This window comes from Amycolatopsis keratiniphila, assembly GCF_000400635.2.
GTDB lineage: Bacteria > Actinomycetota > Actinomycetes > Mycobacteriales > Pseudonocardiaceae > Amycolatopsis > Amycolatopsis keratiniphila.
Genome location: NC_021252.1, coordinates 2,997,151 through 3,015,303, shown reverse-complemented (window position 1 = coordinate 3,015,303; position 18,153 = coordinate 2,997,151). Strand labels below are relative to the sequence as shown.

Annotated in this window: 17 protein-coding genes; 5 read left to right on the top strand and 12 right to left on the bottom strand. The window is 69.1% G+C overall.

The genetic code is table 11. From position 1 onward, the window contains the following. Positions 1-11 precede the first annotated feature (11 nt). Positions 12-920, top strand: a complete 909-nt coding sequence (gene cysD, locus AORI_RS55115) for a sulfate adenylyltransferase subunit CysD (protein ID WP_016333181.1) — start codon at positions 12-14, stop codon at positions 918-920. Further along, positions 920-2,746 (top strand): adenylyl-sulfate kinase, encoded by a 1,827-nt coding sequence (gene cysC, locus AORI_RS55110; RefSeq protein ID WP_016333180.1) that lies wholly within the window; start codon positions 920-922, stop codon positions 2,744-2,746. Before cysD ends, cysC begins: the two co-directional genes overlap by 1 nt. Positions 2,747-2,754: 8 nt before the next feature. Here cysC and AORI_RS55105 read toward each other — a convergent pair whose 3' ends face one another. The 3 genes from AORI_RS55105 to AORI_RS55095 are packed head-to-tail and all read right to left on the bottom strand — an operon-like array spanning position 2,755 to position 5,213. After that, a complete protein-coding gene (locus tag AORI_RS55105) occupies positions 2,755-3,408 on the bottom strand; it encodes a response regulator (RefSeq protein ID WP_043848028.1) in 654 nt (217 codons plus the stop codon). Continuing rightward, positions 3,405-4,634 (bottom strand): sensor histidine kinase, encoded by a 1,230-nt coding sequence (locus tag AORI_RS55100; RefSeq protein ID WP_016333178.1) that lies wholly within the window; start codon positions 4,632-4,634, stop codon positions 3,405-3,407. Before AORI_RS55100 ends, AORI_RS55105 begins: the two co-directional genes overlap by 4 nt. A 9-nt stretch (positions 4,635-4,643) precedes the next feature. Beyond that, complete coding sequence (locus AORI_RS55095) at positions 4,644-5,213, bottom strand: TetR/AcrR family transcriptional regulator (RefSeq protein ID WP_016333177.1); 570 nt, start codon at positions 5,211-5,213, stop codon at positions 4,644-4,646. A gap of 89 nt (positions 5,214-5,302) precedes the next feature. Here AORI_RS55095 and AORI_RS55090 point away from each other — a divergent pair, with 89 nt between their 5' ends. Both AORI_RS55090 and AORI_RS55085 read left to right on the top strand, forming a co-directional pair. Beyond that, complete coding sequence (locus AORI_RS55090; RefSeq protein ID WP_016333176.1) at positions 5,303-6,520, top strand: MFS transporter; 1,218 nt, start codon at positions 5,303-5,305, stop codon at positions 6,518-6,520. Positions 6,521-6,533: 13 nt separating this feature from the next. Continuing rightward, entirely contained in the window at positions 6,534-8,498 is a 1,965-nt protein-coding gene (locus AORI_RS55085; RefSeq protein ID WP_016333175.1) for an ABC1 kinase family protein, read from the top strand. Here the strand turns inward: AORI_RS55085 and lepB are convergent. From lepB to AORI_RS55040, 9 genes are all read right to left on the bottom strand, one after another. Further along, entirely contained in the window at positions 8,422-9,222 is an 801-nt protein-coding gene (gene lepB / locus AORI_RS55080; protein WP_123798381.1) for a signal peptidase I, read from the bottom strand. The genes AORI_RS55085 and lepB overlap by 77 nt on opposite strands. An 18-nt stretch (positions 9,223-9,240) precedes the next feature. Further along, positions 9,241-9,570 (bottom strand): YnfA family protein, encoded by a 330-nt coding sequence (locus AORI_RS55075; RefSeq protein ID WP_016333172.1) that lies wholly within the window; start codon positions 9,568-9,570, stop codon positions 9,241-9,243. A gap of 374 nt (positions 9,571-9,944) precedes the next feature. Further along, positions 9,945-10,352 carry a metal-sulfur cluster assembly factor gene (locus tag AORI_RS55070; protein WP_016333171.1) on the bottom strand — a complete coding sequence of 136 codons (408 nt, stop codon included), beginning with the start codon at positions 10,350-10,352 and terminating at the stop codon, positions 9,945-9,947. After that, the gene (gene sufU, locus AORI_RS55065; RefSeq protein WP_016333170.1) at positions 10,349-10,798 is read right to left on the bottom strand and encodes a Fe-S cluster assembly sulfur transfer protein SufU; all 450 of its coding nucleotides are present in this window, start codon (positions 10,796-10,798) and stop codon (positions 10,349-10,351) included. The genes AORI_RS55070 and sufU overlap by 4 nt, the downstream gene beginning before the upstream one ends. Beyond that, entirely contained in the window at positions 10,798-12,084 is a 1,287-nt protein-coding gene (locus AORI_RS55060) for a cysteine desulfurase (RefSeq protein ID WP_016333169.1), read from the bottom strand. Before AORI_RS55060 ends, sufU begins: the two co-directional genes overlap by 1 nt. Before the next feature lie 39 nt (positions 12,085-12,123). Then, complete coding sequence (gene sufC, locus AORI_RS55055) at positions 12,124-12,894, bottom strand: Fe-S cluster assembly ATPase SufC (RefSeq protein WP_016333168.1); 771 nt, start codon at positions 12,892-12,894, stop codon at positions 12,124-12,126. A gap of 36 nt (positions 12,895-12,930) precedes the next feature. After that, a complete protein-coding gene (gene sufD, locus AORI_RS55050) occupies positions 12,931-14,103 on the bottom strand; it encodes a Fe-S cluster assembly protein SufD (RefSeq protein ID WP_016333167.1) in 1,173 nt (390 codons plus the stop codon). 2 nt (positions 14,104-14,105) lie between these two features. Next, the gene (gene sufB, locus AORI_RS55045) at positions 14,106-15,512 is read right to left on the bottom strand and encodes a Fe-S cluster assembly protein SufB (protein ID WP_420805372.1); all 1,407 of its coding nucleotides are present in this window, start codon (positions 15,510-15,512) and stop codon (positions 14,106-14,108) included. 38 nt (positions 15,513-15,550) lie between these two features. Next, positions 15,551-16,351, bottom strand: coding sequence for a helix-turn-helix transcriptional regulator (locus tag AORI_RS55040; protein ID WP_016333166.1), 801 nt, complete (start codon positions 16,349-16,351; stop codon positions 15,551-15,553). A 210-nt stretch (positions 16,352-16,561) separates the two neighbouring features. On the opposite strand from AORI_RS55040, the gene mptB reads away from it, so the two are divergent. Further along, positions 16,562-18,148, top strand: a complete 1,587-nt coding sequence (mptB, locus tag AORI_RS55035) for a polyprenol phosphomannose-dependent alpha 1,6 mannosyltransferase MptB (protein WP_016333165.1) — start codon at positions 16,562-16,564, stop codon at positions 18,146-18,148. The last annotated feature ends 5 nt before the right edge of the window (positions 18,149-18,153 follow it).

Sequence of the window (18,153 nt, the reverse complement as noted above, 5' to 3'; positions counted from 1 at the left end):
CGGAGGTCACGATGGCGTCCCCGGCCTACGAGCTCACCCATCTCGAAGCACTCGAAGCCGAAGCCGTGCACATCTTCCGCGAGGTCGCGGCGACCTTCGAACGGCCCGTCCTGCTGTTCTCCGGCGGCAAGGACTCGATGGTGATGCTCCACGTCGCGGCCAAGGCCTTCTGGCCGTCGCCGCCACCGTTCCCGGTGATGCACATCGACACCGGGCACAACTTCGACGAGGTCATCGAGTTCCGGGACCGCACGGTCGCCAGGTACGGGCTCCGGCTCGTCGTCTCCCGCGTCCAGGACGACATCGACGCGGGCCGGGTCGTCGAAGACCCGAAGGCCGGCCGCAACCGGCTCCAGACCGCCGCCCTGCTGCGCGGGATCCGCGAGCATTCCTTCGACGCGGTCTTCGGCGGCGCCCGGCGCGACGAGGAGAAAGCCCGCGCGAAGGAACGGGTCTTCAGCTTCCGTGACGAGTTCGGCCAGTGGGATCCGCGCAATCAGCGGCCGGAGCTGTGGGATCTGTACAACGGCAGGCACCGCAAGGGCGAGCACATCCGCGTCTTCCCGCTGTCCAACTGGACCGAGCTCGACATCTGGCAGTACATCGAAGCGGACAACGTCGACCTGCCCTCGATCTACTACTCGCACCGGCGTCCGGTCGTCCAGCGGGACGGCATGCTGCTCGCGCACACTCGCTTCCTCACCTTGCACGAAGGCGAAAGCCCTTACGAGGCAACGGTTCGCTTCCGCACCGTCGGCGACGCGACCTGCACCGGCTGCGTCGAGTCGACGGCGACGTCACCGGGCGAGGTGGTCGCCGAAGTGGCGGTCAGCAGGCTCACCGAACGCGGCGCCACCCGCGCCGACGACCGGATCTCCGAGGCGGGTATGGAAGACCGGAAGAAGGAAGGCTACTTCTGATGGGCGCTTCATTGGTCCGTCTCGCGACCGCGGGCAGCGTCGACGACGGGAAGTCGACGCTGATCGGCCGCCTGCTGTTCGATTCGAAGACGGTGTTCACCGACCAGCTCGAAGCCATCGAGCGCACCAGCCGCGACCGCGGCGAGGCGTACCCGAACCTCGCGCTGCTGACCGACGGTCTGCGCGCCGAGCGCGAACAAGGCATCACGATCGACGTCGCCCATCGCTATTTCGCCACGCCACGGCGGAAGTTCATCATCGCCGACACGCCGGGACACGTGCAGTACACCCGGAACATGGTCACCGGCGCCTCCACCGCGGATCTCGCGCTCATCCTGATCGACGCCCGCAAGGGCGTGCTCGAACAGTCGCGACGGCACGCGTTCCTGGCCAGCCTGCTGGGAATCCCGCATCTGGTGCTGTGCGTCAACAAGATGGATCTGGTCGGCTGGTCGCAGGAACGCTTCGAAGAGATCCGCGAGGAGTTCCGCCGGTTCGCCATGAAGCTTCAGGTGCACGACCTCACCTTCGTGCCGATGTCGGCCCTGCACGGCGACAACGTCGTGCACCGGGGCGCCAGTATGCCTTGGTATGAAGGGACTTCCCTGCTGCATCACCTCGAACAGGTGCACGTGGCCTCGGATCGCAACCTCATCGACGCGCGATTCCCCGTGCAGTACGTGATCCGGGAACACAGCCGCGACTTCCGCGGCTACGCGGGCACCGTCGCCGGCGGGGTGTTCAAACCCGGTGACGAGGTCGCCGTCCTGCCCTCCGGTTTCACCACCACGGTGCGCGCGATCTGGGGTCCGGGCGGCACCGCGGTCACCGAGGCCTTCGCCTCGCAGGCCGTCACGATCGAACTCGAAGACGACCTCGACCTCGGTCGCGGTGACCTGATCTGCCGCCCCGGCAACCGTCCCCACACGAGCCGGGACGTCGACGCGATGGTGTGCTGGTTCTCGGAACAAGGAGCTTTGAAAGCAGGGAATACCTTCGTCGTGCGGCACACCACCAGGGAGACCAAGGCCGAGATCCACGACCTGGACTACCGGCTCGACGTCACCACCCTGCACCGCGACGAGACGGCGAAGTCGTTGTCACTCAACGAGATCGGCCGGATCCGGCTGCGTGCCCGGCAGCCACTGCTGTTCGATTCCTACCGCCGCAACCGCTCCACCGGGGGTTTCCTGCTCGTCGACGAGCATTCCGGCGCGACGGTCGCGGCGGGCATGATCACCGGGCCTAGCGCGACCGCGTCGAACGTCGTCTGGCATACCGCCGCGGTCACCAGGGCGGAACGCGCGACACGCGGGCTCACCGTCTGGCTCACCGGGCTTTCCGCGTCCGGGAAGTCGAGTGTGGCCGTGGAACTGGAACGGCGGCTGGTGGCCTCGGGCAGGCCCGCGTACCTCCTGGACGGCGACAACCTGCGGCACGGGCTGAACGGGAACCTCGGCTTCAGCCCCGCCGACCGCGCCGAGAACGTGCGCCGCGTCGCCGAGGTCGCGAAGCTGTTCGCCGACGCCGGTGTGGTGTCGGTGGTCTCCTTGATCAGCCCGTACCGGGCCGACCGCGAACTCGCCCGCGCCACGCACGAGGACGCCGGGCTGCCGTTCCTCGAGATCTTCGTCGACACCCCGCTGGAGGTCTGCGAAGACCGCGACCCCAAGGGGATGTACGCGAAGGCGAGGGCGGGCGAGATCAGCGGGTTCACCGGGGTGGACGCTCCTTACGAGCAACCCGAAAGCCCGGATCTGGTGCTGCGCCCGGAAAACGGGGACCCCTCCGCGATGGCCGCGCTGATCCTCGTCGCCCTCGACTGACCCGATCCTCAGCCCGCCGGCGTGACGAATCCGGTGTCGTAGGCCTTGATCACCGCTTGCGTCCGGTCCCGTGCGCCGAGCTTCGCGAGCACGTTCCCGACATGCGTCTTGACGGTCTGCACGCCGAGATACAGCTCGCCCGCGATCTCCACATTGGACAGTCCGCCCGCCATCAGCCGCAGCACCTCGCTTTCGCGTTCGGTGAGCCCGGCACCGGCCAGACCGTCGAGCGGCCCCCGGTTCGCCTGCTGCGCGGCCAGCCGCCGGATCGCGGCCGGGAACAGCAGCGACTCCCCCGCCGCCACGGTACGGATCGCCGCGACGATCTCCTCGGGCTTGGCCCGCTTCAGCAGGAATCCGCTCGCCCCGGCGAGCAAAGCGTCGTAGACGTAGTCGTCGTTCTCGAAGGTGGTCACCACGATCACCTTCGGCGGATTGTCCATAGTGGACATAAGATGCGTGGTGGCGCGGATCCCGTCGACCGAAGGCATCCGGACGTCCATCAGCACGACGTCGGGCCGGAACCGCGACACCAGGCCGGGCACCTCGGCGCCGTCGGACGCTTCGCCGACGACCTCCAGATCGGGCTCCGAGGCGACGATCGCCCGCAGCCCCGCCCGGATGAGCTGTTCGTCGTCGACCAGCAGCACCCCGATGCTCATCGCCGTTCCCCCCATGGCACCGCCACCTCGACCTTCCAGAATCCGTCCGCGCGGCCCGCGGTGATCGTGCCCCCGAGCACTTCCACCCGTTCCGTCATTCCCCGCAGCCCCCGGCCGCCCCCGTCCCGTGACGGCGGCGCGGCGCCGAGCGGATTGGACACCCGTACCCGCAACAACTCCGCCCCGGCGTCGACGAGGACCGCCACGGGCACCTTACCGGCGTGCCGCAACGCGTTCGTCAGGCATTCCTGCAAGATCCGGTACGCCTCACGCGAGACGACCGGCGGCACCGCGGACGGATCACCACGCATCTCCGCCGACACCTCGGCGCCCGCCAGCCGGGTCGCCTCGACCAGCGCGGGCAGCTCCGCCAGCCCTGATTGCGGCGTCCGGGACGACGCTTCGTCGCGCAGCAGGCCGAGCACGTGGTCGAGATCGTCCAGCGCGGCGCGGGCCGAATCCTCGATCGCGGTGAGCGCCTGCTCGGTGAACTCCGGATCGGACCTCAGGGTGCGCCGTGCCGCACCGGCCTGAATGGTCACGACGCTCAGCGCGTGCCCGACCGAGTCGTGCAGTTCGCGCGCGAGCCGGTTGCGTTCGGCGAGCTGTTCGGTGCGCTTCTCCAGCTGGGCGATCCGCTCCGCGGCCGAGACCCCCAGCAGGCTCTTCGCGCACCGGGTCAGCACCGCCCCCGCACCCCACACGACGTAGGCCAGCGCGACGACGCCGAGCAGGCACGCCAGCGGGATCCACGCGCTCGCCCAGCCCTTCGGCACCTCGATCGCGCTCTCGTCGGTCAGGGCGATCCGGCCGCTGAACGGGGCCGCGATCGTGAAACCGAACGCGACCGGGACGAACAGGCTGACCAGGCTGACGAGACACCCGGTGCTCACGTGCAGCAGGAACATCGCGGTCGAACGCAGGCGGACGGGCCAGTTCCCCGCGGGACCGAACACGACTCCCGGCACGGGATCGTCCAGCAGTTCCCGCACGGCCGCGCCCTCCAGCACGCGGACGGCGGGGATGAACGACGACGCGATCATCACCACGACGACGGTGATCAACCCGATGACGGTCCCGCGTTCCAACGTCACGACGAGGGGCAGCAGCGACGGCACCATGATGGCGGCGAAGAGCAGATAAGGCACGCTCAGTGCGCCACCGAGGATGAAGTAGACCCACCTGCGGTAGGTCGCCCGATCCAGGAGCGGGCCGAAAAGTCGCATGGGGTCTTTCTAGCGTGTGCCCGCCTCGCGCGGATCCCTCATCAGTATCTCCGCGATCTCCCTCGCGAGTGTGACCCGGTGCGCGTCCCCGTCGATGCCGGTATGCGCGACGGCGCCTTCGAGCAGGAGGAAGAGCTGCTCCGCGAGCCGCTCCGGATCGGCCGCGCCCGGGACGTCCTCGCGAAGGAGTTCGGCGAACTTCGCCCGCACCGCCGCCTTGTGCCGCCGGATCACGTCGAGCCCGGGATGCCCGGCGGGCAGTTCGGCGGCCGCGTTGAGGAACGCGCAGCCCCGGTCGCTCGCGAGCTTGGGGTGGTCGACGTAGGCGTCGAAGACCGTCAGCGCCCGGGGCGCTTCGGCCTCCGCCAGCCGCTCTTCGAGGTACGCCCACCAGACGTCGTGACGGCTTCGCAGATACGCGATCGTCAGCTCCGTCTTCGACCCGAAGGACGCGTACAGCGTCTTCTTTGTGACGCCCGCGGCCTCGGCGATGGCCGCGACGCCCACGGCGTTCAGGCCCTCCTGGTAGAAGAGCTCGCTCGCGGCGCTCAGGACGCGTTCGCCGGCCGGTGTCAGCATGCCTCGACTATACCGATCGGTTGACCCGAGCACGAAATGCGGGAACACTCCATGTGTATACCGTTCGGTATACCTCTGGAGGAGAGCTGATGGTTTCTTCGTACAAACGAGAGCTGACGTTCACCGCGGCCGGGTTGTCGCTGATCGCGGTCTCGTACGGTCTCGCGAGGTACGCGTACGGTCTCTTCGCCCCGACACTCCGAACGGAGTTCGGCCTCGACGGCGGCACGCTCGGCGCCATCGCGGCGGGAAGTTACGTCGCGTATTGCCTCGCGGTCATCGCTTCGACCGCCGTGACGACCCGCTGGGGCGCGCGGGCGGGCGCGCTCGCCGCCGGGACGACCGCCACCGCGGGCACGTCCCTGATCGCGGCCGCGCCGAACGCGGGCGTCCTCGCGCTCGGCGTCGTCCTCGCCGGAGCCAGCACCGGCCTGGCCTCTCCCTCGCTCGCCGACGCGGTCTCCCGCGTCGTCCGCGTGACCCGCCGGGACCGCGCCCAGTCCGTGGTGAACGCCGGGACCGGCCTCGGCGTGCTCGTCTCGGGCCCGGTCTCCCTGCTCGCCGTCGGCGACTGGCGGATGGCTTGGTGGGCCTTCGCCGCGGCCTCGGCCTTGGTGACCTTGTGGATCGCGCGGGTCGTGCCGCCGGTGAAGCACGACCGCGCGCGAGGACTGCCGTCACCACTGTTCCCGCCCGCCACCGGACGGCTGCTGCCCGCCGCCGCGACCCTCGGCCTGGCCAGCGCGGCGATCTGGACGTTCGGCCGGGACATCGCCGTGAGCATCGGCGGCCTGGACGAAACCGCCTCGACGGTGGTGTGGATCGTGCTCGGCGCGGTCGGCCTCGCGGGTGCGTTCACCGCCGAACTGACCTCCCGCGCGGGACTGCGCCGCGCCTGGTCGGCGGGCATGGTCCTGTTCGCCGCCGCCACGGCCCTCTTCGCGCTCGCCACCCGCTCGCTCCCGGCGCTCGTCGTCGCGGCGGCACTCTTCGGAGCCGTCTACATCGGACTGACCGGTGTGCTGATCCTCTGGGGCACCAGGGCTTACCCGGCGGCGCCTGCTTTCGGTGTCGGCGTGGCCTTCCTGATGCTGGCACTCGGGCAGGCCGCCGGAGCACCGCTCATCGGCCTTCTCGGCGATCTCCTCGATCTTCGTGCCGGCTTCCTCGCGGCGGCGGGGATCGCCGTCCTGGGTGTCCTGTTCGCACCCAAGGAGGCGACCACTACCTACAACTTCGGGGTCCGTTCCCTCTCAGGGGTGAGCACCGTCCCGCCGGAGCGGGAATCCCGCGCGGGCTGCGCGTGATGTCCTCTTCGGCATGAACCTGCTGCTCGGCCTGCTCACCCTGCCCGTCTACGCGCTCATGCTGTGGCCGCTCGTGGTCGGCGCCCGCCGCGTGCTGGGGGTGCGGATCGGCCTGATCCGCGCGGGCTGCGCCGCCGGATTCGGCTGGCTGGTCGCGGGCGGCATCCTCGCCGCGTTCCCGCAGGCGATGTACGCGGGAAACGCCTTCGCCGGGCTGGTCATCCCGGTGGCGGGCAGCGCCTTCCTGGCCACGCTGATCTTCCTGTTCGTCGCGGAACTCGCGCTTCCCGCCGGTTCGGGTCTCGGGCTGATCGGCAGGATCAGGTCGATGCGCCGCCGCGCGGCCCGGACCCGGCGCTACTCGCAGATCACCCGGATCGCGATCAAGCACGGCCTCGGCCGCTATCTCACCGGCCGCCGCGAACCCGGCCTCGCCCAGGTCCGGCACGCCAAACTGGCGCGGTCGCTGCGGCGCGCGCTGGAGGAGGGCGGCGTGACGTTCGTGAAACTCGGCCAGCTGCTCTCGACCCGGTCCGATCTGCTGCCGCCGGTTTTCGTCGACGAACTCAGCAAACTCCAGGACCAGGTCGCCTTCGCCGACGCCGACGAGGTCGCGACGGTGCTGCGGGAGGAACTGGGCGGGAACCCGGACGAGATCTTCGCCGAATTCGACCCGGAACCGATCGCGGCCGCGTCGATCGCGCAGGTCTACCGGGCGAAGCTGCGGGGCGGGCAGGACGTGGTCGTCAAGGTGCAGCGGCCCGGCGTGCAGGCCCTGGTCGAGCGGGACCTCGACATCGTCCGCCGGGTGGCGGCCGCGCTGGACCTGCGCGCGGGCTGGGCACGCTCGCTCGGCGTCGTCGACCTCGCCGAAGGATTCGCCGACGCGCTGGTCGAGGAGCTCGATTTCCGCACCGAGGCCAGGAACATCGAAGCGGTCACCGCCGCGTCCCCGGACGCCGAGGTCGCTCTCCCGATCGTCCACAAAGAACTGTCCACCGAACGTGTCCTGGTGATGCGGCGTCTCGACGGCAAACCGCTCGCCGCCGCCAAGGAGCAGGTGCCGGTCGCGGAACGGGCGAAGCTCGCGCGGTCGATGCTGCGGTGCGTGCTCGGCCAGGTGATGGGCAGCGGTGTCTTCCACGCCGACCCGCATCCCGGCAACGTCCTGCTGCTCGCCGACGGCAGGCTGGGCCTGCTCGACTTCGGCTCCGTCGGCAGGCTCGACTCAGGCCTGCGGGGCGGACTGCAGAACCTGATCCTCGCACTGGATCGCGGCGACCCGGCCGCGTTGCGCGACGGCCTGCTGGAGATCGTCGACCGGCCGGACGAGATCGAGGAGCGGCGGCTGGAGCGGGCACTGGGTGCCTTGGTGGCCAAGCATTTCAACCACGGCCAGGCCCCGGATCTGGACATGTTCACCGACCTGTTCCGGGTGATCGCCGACTTCAGGCTCAGCGTGCCCCCGCCCATCGCCGCGGTGTTCCGCGCCCTGGCCACTTTGGAGGGAACGCTGGCCGCGCTGGCGCCGGGATTCAACATCGTCGTCGAATCCCGCGCCTACGCCGCCGAGCAGGTCGGTGCCGGCCTGCGCCCGGAATCGCTTCGGTCCACGGCCACCAACGAACTGATGGCGCTCCTGCCGGTGCTGCGACGGCTGCCCCGCCGCGTCGACCGGATCGGCGACGCGCTGGAGCAGGGCAGGCTTTCGGTCAACGTCCGGCTGTTCTCCGACGAACGCGACCGCGACGTGGTCACCGGGCTGGTGCACGAGATCCTGCTGGCGTTCGTCGGCGTGGCCACCGGCCTGATGGCCGTGCTGCTGCTGGGCAGCGCGACCGGCCCGGAGGTGCTGGCCGGGGTCACGCTGCACCAGATGTTCGGCTACAACCTGCTGGTGGTCAGCGCATTGGTGGGATTGCGGCTGCTCTTCGTCGTTTTCCGGCGGAGCGGACAACGGTCACGATCGCCCCGATGACCCCGACGGCGACGAGCCCGGCGCCACCGAACGCGAGATTGCGCGAAGTGCGGAACCCGGTGTCGGACACCGGATCGCCGGGCAGCCCGGCCTCGACGAAGGCGGTGGTCTGCGGGAAGGGGGCGGCGGCGAGGACACTCCCCAGCCCGACGACGACTCCGACCACTTTCGACAGCGGCACGGCGCCGTCACCCGGCATGCCGACGTAGAGCCGTGAGTCCCGGGAATTGTTCCGCTGGTCGCCCACGACGAACACGGCGCCCGGCGGAACCTGGACGCTGAACGGCCGGTACTCCTTGCGGCCGTACCCGTTGTCGTCCTCGGTGTAGGGCTCTTTGACCGGCTTCCCGTTGACGGTGATCAGGTTGTCCTGCGTGCAACAGACGACCTGGTCACCGCCGACACCGATCACCCGCTTGACGATCCGGCCGTCGGCGGGGCTCGAATCCGGGAACGCGGAAACCTCCATGAGGACGACCGCGCCGCGGGGGATCTCGGGCAGGGAGGTCCAGCGGTACAGCACGACCGCGCCCGGCTGGATCGTGGGCGCCATCCCGCCGCCGGGAACGCTCACCATCCGGTAGCTCATCAGGGTCGAGAACCCGTATCCGCCGACACCCACGCCGACGACCGCCAGCAGGATCATCACGAACAGGAGCGGGGAGAATCTTCGCTTCGGCCCGGGTCTGTCGGCGGGCGGCGCGGGAAAGTCCGTTTCGGTCACAGCGCAGAGTAGCGCCACTCAACCTCGAGGCGCGTACATGATGACTCCGACCCCGGCCAGGCAGATCAAGGCGCCGATCACGTCGTAGCGGTCCGGGCGGTAGCCGTCGACGACCATGCCCCACGCCAGCGAACCCGCGACGAACACTCCGCCATACGCGGCGAGGATACGGCCGAAGTTCGCGTCGGGTTGCAAGGTGGCGACGAAGCCGTAGAGGCCCAGCGCGACGACGCCAGCGCCGATCCAGAGGTAGCCGCGGTGCTCCCGGACGCCTTGCCAGATCAGCCAGGCACCGCCGATCTCCAGCAGGGCGGCGAGCGCGAAGAGCGCGATGGACCGGACGATCATCCCGGCAGCCTATTGCCGCGTGGTCCGCCCCTCATGTCCTGAAGGCCCCCTTTGAGACGTTGAACGTCTCAAAGGGGGCCTTCACGACATAGGGGTTTCGCGTGCTTGACCGGACGACTCGCGTGATCAGGCGGACGACACGCGTGTCTGGATGGACGACACGCGCCCGGCCGGGTTTCGCCGCGAGTCGTCCGTGCAATCACGCGTGTCGTCCGTCGGATCACGCGAGTCGTCCATCCAGACACGCGAACCGGCGTTACGCGCACCAGCGACGCCGTATAGGTCGTTATACGATCCGCGTCGCCGAACGCGTGAAGGCCCCCTTCCCTCGGCTGAGCCGAGGGAAGGGGGCCTTCACGCGCGAAAACAGGGAATCAGACGGTGAAGCCGAGCGCCCGCAGCTGTTCGCGGCCGTCGTCGGTGATCTTCTCCGGACCCCACGGCGGCATCCAGACCCAGTTGATCCGGAAGTCCTTGACCAGTCCCGTTCCCCCGCCGACGAGCGCGGCACCGGTCTGGTCCTCGATGACGTCGGTCAGCGGGCAGGCCGCCGACGTCAGGGTCATGTCGATGGTGGCGGTGTTGTCCGCCTCGACGCGGATGTCGTAGACCAGCCCGAGGTCGACGACGTTGATGCCGAGTTCGGGGTCGACGACGTCGCGCATCGCCTCTTCGACGTCCTCGACCTTCGCCACGTCGGCGCTGTCCGGGGCGGCGGCGGTCTCGGCGTCGAGGTCGGCGGCCGTGCGGCCCTCGCGGGTTTCGGTCTGCTGTTCGGTCATGCCGTCTCAACTCCGTTGGTCGTGCGGGCGACGGCGTCCTTGAACGCCATCCATCCGAGCAGGGCGCATTTCACGCGGGCCGGGTACTTGGCCACGCCGGCGAAGGCGATGCCGTCCCCCAGCACCTCCTCGTCCGGCTCGATCTGTCCCTTGCCCTGCATCAGCTCGACGAAGGCGTCCATGGTGGTGAACGCCTCCTCCACGGTGTGCCCGACGACGAGATCCGTCAAGACCGACGTGGACGCCTGGCTGATCGAGCAGCCCTGTCCCTCGTAGGAGACGTCGGCGACCTTCCCGTCGTCGACCTTCACCCGCAACGTCACCTCGTCGCCACAGGTCGGGTTGACCTGGAACGACTCGGCGTCGAACGGCTCGCGCAGGCCGCGGCCGTGCGGGTTCTTGTAGTGGTCCAGGATGATCTCCTGGTACATGCTCTCCAGGTTCATCACGCCACCCCGAAGAACTTCTGCGCCTCACGCACACCGTTCACCAAAGCGTCCACTTCGGACAGTGTGTTGTAGACGTAGAACGACGCGCGCACGGTCGCGGGCACCGAGCAAGCCCGGTGCAGCGGCCACGCGCAGTGGTGCCCGACGCGGACGGCGACACCGAGGCTGTCCAGCACCTGACCGGAGTCGTGCGGGTGGACGCCGTCGATGACGAACGACACCAGCCCGCCGCGGTCGGCCATGTCGGTGGGGCCGATGATCCGCACGCCCGGGATCTCACCGAGCCCGGCCAGTGCCGCCTCGGTGAGGACATGTTCGTGCGCGGCGACCCGGTCCATGCCGATCGCCGACAGGTAGTCGGCGGCCGCGCCGAGGCCGACGGCCTGCGACGTCATGGGGGTGCCCGCCTCGAACCGCTGCGGCGGCGCGGCGAAGGTGGTCTGCTCCATGCGGACCAGCTCGATCATCGAGCCACCGGTCAGGAACGGCGGCATCGCTTCGAGCAGCTCACGGCGACCGTAAAGGACACCGATGCCGTACGGGCCGACCATCTTGTGCCCCGCGAAAGCGGCGAAGTCGACGTCCAGCGCGTGCAGGTCCACCGGGAAGTGCGGCACCGACTGGCAGGCGTCCAGCACGACCAGCGCGCCGACCTTGCGGGCCTTCTTCACCAGGAACTCGACCGGGTTGATCGTGCCGAGCACGTTGGACTGGTGCGTGAACGCCAGCACCTTGGTCCGCTCGGTGATCAGTTCGTCCACATTGGACAGGTCGAGCCGTCCGTCCGCGGTGACGGAGAACCACTTCAGCGTCGCGCCGGTGCGCTGGCTGAGCTGCTGCCACGGAACGAGGTTCGCGTGGTGCTCCATCTCGGTGATGACGATCTCGTCGCCGGGCCCGAGCTTGAACCGCTCGGCCTCGGGACCGGCCGTGGCGGCGTTGCTCATCGCGTAGGCGACGAGGTTGATGCCCTCGGTGGCGTTCTTGGTGAACACCAGCTCGTGCGGGGAGGCGCCGACGAACTCCGCGATCCGCACGCGGGCGGACTCGTAGGCGTCGGTCGCCTCCTCGGCGAGCTGGTGCGCGCCGCGGTGCACCGCGGCGTTCGAGGTCTCCAGGAACCGGCGCTCGGCTTCGAGCACCTGCACCGGCTTCTGGGACGTCGCACCGGAATCCAGATACACCAAGGGTTTCCCGTCCCGGACCGTGCGGGTCAGGATCGGGAAGTCGGCCCTGATGGCCGCTACGTCCAGCGGAACAGAGTTAGCCGTGGTGGTGGTCATCGGGCCAACTCCTCTCGGTGTAGTCGTGAAGTTCAGTGATCAGACGGCGGCGGTCTCGGCGGAGCCGGTGTACTTGACGTACCCGTTCTCCTCGAGCTCGTCCGCGAGTTCACGGCCACCGGATTCGACGATCTTGCCGCCGGCGAAGACGTGCACGAAGTCGGGCGTGATGTGCCGCAGGATCCGCGTGTAGTGCGTGATCAGCATGACGCCGGCGTCGTTGTTGGCCTTGAACTCGTTGACGCCCTCGGACACGACGCGCAGCGCGTCGACGTCGAGGCCGGAGTCGGTCTCGTCGAGGATGGCGATCTTCGGCTTGAGCAGCGCCAGCTGCAGGATCTCGTGGCGCTTCTTCTCACCGCCGGAGAAGCCCTCGTTCACCGAACGCTCGGCGAACTCGGCCGAGATCTCCAGCTTGCCCATCTCCTCCTTGACCTCCTTGACCCAGTGGCGCAGCTTGGGGGCCTCGCCACGGACCGCGGTGGCCGCGGTGCGGAGGAAGTTGGACATGGACACGCCCGGCACCTCGACCGGGTACTGCATGGCGAGGAACAGGCCCGCGCGGGCGCGCTCGTCGACGCTCATCTCCAGCACGTCCTCACCGTCGAGCAGGACCTGCCCGGAGGTGACTTCGTACTTGGGGTGACCGGCGATGGCGTAGGACAGCGTGGACTTGCCCGAACCGTTGGGGCCCATGATCGCGTGGGTCTCGCCCGACTTGATGGTCAGGTTGACGCCCTTGAGGATCTCCTTGGGGCCCTCCTCGGTCGTGACCGAGGCGTGCAGATCCTTGATTTCCAGCGTAGGCATTTCTTTCCTAAAAGTCTGATGTGGACGGACGAGGGCTCAGGCGCCCACGGCTTCGAGTTCGGCTTCGATCGCGGCCTCGAGACGCTCGCGCACCTCGGGAACGCCGATCTTGACCAGGATCTCGTGGAAGAACCCGCGTACGACCAGGCGGCGCGCGGCCTCTTCGCCGATTCCGCGCGACTGGAGGTAGAACAACTGCTCGTCGTCGAACCTTCCCGTCGCGCTCGCGTGGCCGGCGCCTTCGATCTCGCCGGTCTCGATCTCGAGGTTCGGCACCGAATCGGCCCGCGCGCCCGGCGTGAGCACCAGGTTGCGGTTGAGCTCGTAGGTGTCGGTGGCCTCCGCGGCGGCGCGGATCAGCACGTCGCCGATCCACACGGTGTGCGCGTCGTCGCCCTGCAGCGCGCCCTTGTACATCACGTTCGACTTGCAGTTCGGCACCGCGTGGTCGACGAAGAGCCGGTGCTCCTGGTGCTGGCCCGCGTCCGCGAAGTACAGGCCGAGCATCTCGACGTCGCCGCCCTTGTCGGCGAAGGTCGCCGTCGGCGAGACGCGGACGAGGTCACCGCCCAGGGTGATGACGATGTGCTTGAGGCTGGCGTCGCGGCCGAGCTTGAGGTGCTGCTCGGAGACGTGCACCGCGTCGTCGGCCCAGTCCTGGACGCTGACCACGGTGACGTTCGCCGAATCGCCGATGACGAACTCGACGTTGTCGGCGTACGTGCCCGAGCCGACGTGGTCGAGGACGATGACGGCCTCGGAGAACTGCTCGGCGCGCACCTGCACGTGCCCGTAGGCGACCTTGCCTTCGCCGGGGCCGGTGATCTTCACCGTCGACGGCTTCGACGTCTTCGTCTCCTTGGGCACCGTGATGACGGTGGCCTCGGTGAACGAGGAGTACGCCTGCGCGGCGATCCGGTCGCTCGGGACACCCGCGGCGCCGAGGCGCTCGTCGTCCCGGCCGACCGTCTCGATCTTCAGTTCGGGGGCGGCGTCGGCGTCCACGGTGGCCGAACCCGAGGCGGCGGCGGACCCGTCGTGCAGGCCGCGCAGCCGCTTCATCGGCGTGAAGCGCCAGTTCTCCTCACGACCGCCGGGGACCTCGAAGGCCTCGACGTCGTAGGAGGTGAATCGCTCCGCGCGAGAGGTGGCCGGAACGACCACCCCTTCGCGCATCGCTTCGGAAACGTTGTTCTCGGTAACCGACATGACTAGCCGACGGACCCTTCCATCTGAAGCTCGATCAGGCGGTTCAGCTCGAGCGCGTACTCCATCGGCAGCTCACGCGCGATGGGCTCGACGAACCCGCGCACGATCATCGCCATGGCCTCGGCCTCGTCGAGACCGCGCGACATGAGGTAGAACATCTGGTCCTCACTGACCTTCGAGACGGTCGCCTCGTGGCCCATGGAGACCTCGTCGTTGCGGATGTCGACGTACGGGTACGTGTCCGACCGCGAGATCGTGTCGACCAGCAGCGCGTCGCAGACGACGCTGGAACGCGAGTGGTGCGCCCGCTTCGCGACCTTGACCAGGCCGCGGTAGGAGGTGCGGCCACCGCCGCGCGCCACCGACTTCGACACGATGGTCGAGGATGTGTGCGGCGCCAGGTGCTCCATCTTCGCGCCGGCGTCCTGGTGCTGGCCTTCGCCCGCGAACGCGACCGAGAGGACCTCGCCCTTGGCGTGCTCGCCCATGAGGAACACGGACGGGTACTTCATCGTGACCTTGGAGCCGATGTTGCCGTCGATCCACTCCATGGTCGCGCCCTCTTCGCACTTGGCGCGCTTGGTGACCAGGTTGTAGACGTTGTTCGACCAGTTCTGGATGGTCGTGTAGCGGCAGCGGGCGCCCTTCTTCACGATGATCTCCACGACCGCCGAGTGCAGCGAGTCGGACTGGTAGATCGGCGCGGTGCAACCCTCGACGTAGTGCACGTAGGCGTCTTCGTCGACGATGATCAGGGTCCGCTCGAACTGACCCATGTTCTCGGTGTTGATCCGGAAGTAGGCCTGCAGCGGGATGTCCACCTTGACGCCCTTGGGCACGTAGATGAACGAACCGCCGGACCACACCGCGGTGTTCAGCGCGGAGAACTTGTTGTCCCCGGCCGGGATCACGGAGCCGAAGTACTCCTTGAAGATCTCCGGGTGCTCCTTGAGCGCGGTGTCGGTGTCCAGGAACAGGACGCCCTGCGCCTCCAGGTCCTCACGGATCTGGTGGTAGACGACCTCGGACTCGTACTGCGCGGCGACACCGGCGACGAGGCGCTGCTTCTCCGCCTCGGGGATGCCCAGCTTGTCGTACGTGTTCTTGATGTCCTCGGGCAGGTCTTCCCAGGAAGTGGCCTGCTTCTCCGTGGACCGCACGAAGTACTTGATGTTGTCGAAGTCGATCCCGGAGAGGTCCGCACCCCAGTTGGGCATCGGCTTCAAGTCGAAGAGCTTGAGCGCCTTCAGTCGCGCTTCGCGCATCCACTCCGGCTCGGACTTCTTCGAGGAGATGTCGGTGACGACGTCCTCGTTCAGTCCGCGACGGGCGCTGGCGCCCGCCTCGTCGGAGTCCGCCCAGCCGAACGCGTACTTGCCAAGGGACTCGATGGTCTCTTCCTGGCTCATGGGCGCGGTGGTGGGAGTGCGCTGCTCGGCAGCGGCAGTCATGCGGGTTTCCCTCCATTCGGGATCCGTGCTGTGCGCCCTGGGGAGGGCGCCGTGCTTCCCGGCCCGGGTGTGGCCGGGTGACCCGTCGAGACGACGGGTACGTGTGTGGTGCACGCGTTGTCACCGCGTGCGATGGTCGCCAGCCGCTGGACGTGAGTACCCAGAAGTTCCGCGAAAGCCTCGGTTTCGGCTTCACACAACTGAGGGAACTCGGCGGCGACGTGGGCGACCGGGCAATGGTGCTGGCAAAGCTGTTCGCCGACACCGACCTGACGGGTCGACGCAGCGTAGCCCTCCCTGGTCAGCGCCGCAGCGAGAGCCTCGGCACGGGCCGCCGGATCCGTGTGCTTGGTGATCGCGTCCTGGTGCGGGCCCACCAGCGAAGCGACGCGAGCCTCCGCGAAGGCCTTCACGGCGTCTTCCCCGGCGTGTTCGGCGAGGAAGCGGATGGCCGAGGACGCGAGGTCGTCGTAGGCGTGCCCGAACCGGGCCCGGCCCGCTTCGGTGAGCAGGAAGTTCTTGGCGGGACGGCCTCGCCCGCGGGGGCCGCGGCGGGGCGCGTCCCGGGTTTCGGCCTCGCCGTCGGCGAGCAGGGCGTCGAGATGACGGCGGACGGCGGCGGCGCTGATACCCAGCTGCTCGGCCACCACCACGGCGGTCATCGGGCCCTGTTCCAGCAGCAGGCGGGCCACTTCGTGCCTGGTCCGGCCCTCGGGGCCGACCTGCACGGGGACAGGCTGGACCTCGGCGCGGGGCATGTCGCCACCGGCCTCGTCCTGCGTCCCCGTCTTTTTCACAACACAAGTGTGACGTATTTCCGGAGCGACGGCAAAGAGGGGTGCCTCACGGAGTGGCGTGGGTCACTTCGGCCGGTTCGGGCACAGGGGTAACCACGTACCCGCCCGGTCTGTTCCCGGGATCGCTACCCTTCGTGCGTGGCAGTGGGCGATCACCCGGCGCAGCGGGACACGGACGGGGCAGAGCCGGAAGACCGGGCTTCAGGGCCGGTGGCGACGCTCGTGCCCGGGCGCCCGCACGATCCGGAGCCGCTGGACGACAAGGAACTGCGCGGGCTGAACGTGGTCCGCCGGTTCGGCGCGGTCGGCTCCCTGTTCCTCGCACTCGGCTCGCTCGGCGCGGGAGCCGCCCCGGTGATCAACCCGGTGCAGGAGATCCCCGTCCTGCGGCTGTTCACCCGGATCCCGATGGTCTCGCTCGCGATGGGCCTGGCCGGGATGGCGATCATCGTGCTCAGCTGGCTGCTGCTCGGCCGGTTCGCGCAGCCCGCGCGCCGCCGCCTCGCCACCCAGGGCCAGCTCGCCCGCACCATCGCGCTCTGGTGCACGCCGCTGCTGTTCATCCCGCCGCTGTTCTCCCGCGACGTCTACAGCTATCTCGCGCAGAGCGAGATCGTCGCCCGCGGGATGGACCCGTACTCCCTCGGCCCGGCCGAAGCGCTCGGCGTCTCCGACCCGCTGACCTCGGGCGTCTCCAACATGTGGCGCGAGACCCCGGCCCCCTACGGCCCGCTGCTGCTGCGGCTCGGCGGCTGGCTCGCCCCGCTGAGCAGCGGCAACATCGTCACCGGCGTGCTGCTGCAGCGGGGGCTGGCGCTGATCGGCGTCATCCTGATCATCTGGGCGCTGCCCCGGCTGGCCCGGCGGTTCGGCGTGCAGCCCGCGACCGCGCTGTGGCTCGGCGCCGCGAACCCGCTGCTGATCTTCCACTTCGTCGCCGGCGCCCACAACGACGCGCTCGCGATCGGGCTCATGGTGGCCGGGCTGGAGGTCGGCCTCCAGCGGATGCCGGTGCGGTTCAAGAACGACGAGCCGCCGCCGCTGGCCAAGGGCGAACTCCTCTACATCGGGCTCGGGGTGGTGCTCATCACCCTCGGCGTCGCGGTGAAGATCAACGCCATCCTGGCGCTGCCGTTCTTCACCGTGATGGTGGCCAGACGCTGGCACGGCCGGATCAAGGACCTGCTCACCGCGGCGGTGCCGATGGCGTTGCTGTTCGGCGTGACCCTGGTGGCGGTCTGTTACGGCACCGGCCTCGGCTTCGGCTGGGTCGGCGCGCTCGGGACGCCGGGGCTGGTCCGCTCGTGGATCTCGCCGACGTCGGAGCTCGCCGCGCTCGGCGGTGTCCTCGGCATCGCGCTCGGCCTCGGCAACCACACCAACGCGATGGTGCCGATCCTGGGCGCGCTCGGCTATCTCGTCGCGGGCGCGGTGACGGTCAAGTTCCTCTGGGACAGCTTCAAATGGCGCTACCGGCCGATCATCGGCCTCGGTGTCTCGCTCGGCGCGGTGATGGTGCTGCACGTCGCGCTGCAACCCTGGTACCTGCTGTGGGCGATCATCCCGCTCGCCGCGGCGGCGGGGACCTCGCGGTTCCGCATCGCCGCGACGATCGTCACCGCCGTCCTGCCGTTCCTGCTGCCGACGACGGGGAGCACCTTCGAGGGCCGCGGTTTCGTCCTGCCGTTCGCGTGGGCGGCGGCCGGGGTCGTCACGCTTCTGGGGCTGTTCATCGTCCACCGCCTCTCACCACTGCTGCTGTCCAGACCGTCCCCGGAGCATTCGGTCCCGGCGTGAGGCCG